The organism is Paenibacillus barengoltzii NBRC 101215, assembly GCF_004000745.1.
Taxonomy (GTDB): domain Bacteria; phylum Bacillota; class Bacilli; order Paenibacillales; family Paenibacillaceae; genus Fontibacillus; species Fontibacillus barengoltzii.
In genome coordinates, this window is sequence record NZ_BILV01000143.1 from 1 (window position 1) to 1645 (window position 1645).

Sequence of the window (1645 nt, forward strand, 5' to 3'; positions counted from 1 at the left end):
CCTGAATCCGTGATATTTGCTAAATCGTTCTAATGTGACGGATTCAAAATCAGATTATACTCTCCTGGAGATGGCCACCGGGATGGATTTGCCAATCCTTTGAAGCTTCAATGAGGCCTGAACGACAAATTTGTGCATGCCAAATAAACCTGCGAAATTGCAGGTTTTGAGTAAAACGATTCGTTTCGATCCATGCTCATGCAAACGCGTGGTAAATCCGCTCCAATACGGGGGACCATGGGCTGTTCTTGTCAAAGTTAAACCATATCCCTCGGGCGTGTCGTATCAACCGCACCGCCATGTAGATGATATTCTGGATCACCGTCCGAATCCGGCGTCGCTGCACATTGCCGCGTATAGGCGCATCGTCTTTGCGCAGACTCTCCTGCCCCATGATGCGCAGCAAATTGTACGCAAACACGCCTGCGTGCAACACGAGATGATTGGTTTCAAATTTCCCGGACGGCAACCGTTCCAAATCCAGATCCGTCTTGATTTCACTATGAAATTGCTCGCTGGTGCCGTGATCCCGGTATAACTCAATCACCCGCCATGGTGCACAGCGAAGCGAAGTCCAGTATACATCCACTTCCAGTTCGGGAACCAGCAGGATTTGTCCATCTCGGTCAATCGTTCGCTCGATCACATGGAAGACTTGTCGAAGAGGGCGGTCAAATCCTTTCTCCGGAAACTCGATGAACCCGACATATTCTTTCTTGCCTTCGCGTTGCTCGCAGCAGATGCCCGAGGTCTCGGCAACGTGCAACCAGGCCTCCTTGGGGTCCCTGCGAAGGTTCACTTTGATGATGTAGTCCACATTCTCACGGTGACACACATGCAGATTCTCGAGGCTGTCGTTTCCTGCATCCATGCGCACGAGCATCGGCTGATCCGTGATGCGCCGTGCATAGGCAATACTTTGGGTCAAGAATGCCGCGGTGCCGTTCTGGACATGGGTGCTGCCTTCCCGCAATTCGACATTGACGCCGTACCCCTCTTGCCCCAGATAGGCAAAGATCGGCGCATAGCCGTCCACGCCTTTGTACGTGCGGGAAACGCCTTCTTTCTTGGTACCGGAGTTGTCGAAGGGGGAAACGTCGATGTCCAGCGGGATGTAAACACGAGATCCGGCCTGAACTCCGGTCAACGGCGCCTGGATGCGACGGATCAGATCAGCGGATTCCTCAAGCAGAATCTCGTTCCATCCCGCCTTCGTTTCCGCCGCGCGCTCCAGGCGTTGGCGAAGCGTCGGGCTGGAGGGCACGCGCTGCAGTTGCAGACTGATCTGAAAGACATCGTCGTTCCGAAACGGCTCAATGTGATCGAAATCGCTTTTTCCTTGACACAGCAAGCCGATGTAGCTTTTCATCACGTCGGAGTGAGAATGATACGGATGTTCTACATCTGTGAGTCGGGTATGGTTAAGGCGTTTTGTGAGTTTGGTATGTGCCAGCAAGGCACCGACGGTAGCGAGACCGGCATGGGTGGACAGAATGAGTTCGTTGGATCGGACAAAACGGATTTTCATCATGCACCCCACAGGTGAATGGCTTTGAAGGTTCCAAATACTTGAATAATTCGCCTTCTTGGCTGCATTTTCCTGTGTCCGCCTCAGGATTTATTTGTTCAAGTTCACGGATTCAGG

General features: G+C 52.4%; 1 protein-coding gene. It reads right to left on the bottom strand.

What is annotated here, in order from left to right; genetic code table 11:
• Window positions 1-196: 196 nt before the first annotated feature.
• The gene (locus tag PBA01S_RS22475) at window positions 197-1528 is read right to left on the bottom strand and encodes an IS1380 family transposase (RefSeq protein WP_127576777.1); all 1332 of its coding nucleotides are present in this window, start codon (window positions 1526-1528) and stop codon (window positions 197-199) included.
• Window positions 1529-1645: the final 117 nt, after the last annotated feature.

Excerpts from the sequence above, each read along its gene's own strand:
- PBA01S_RS22475 (WP_127576777.1), bottom strand. The coding sequence starts at position 1,528 with ATGAAAATCCGTTTTGTCCGATCCAACGAACTCATTCTGTCCACCCAT.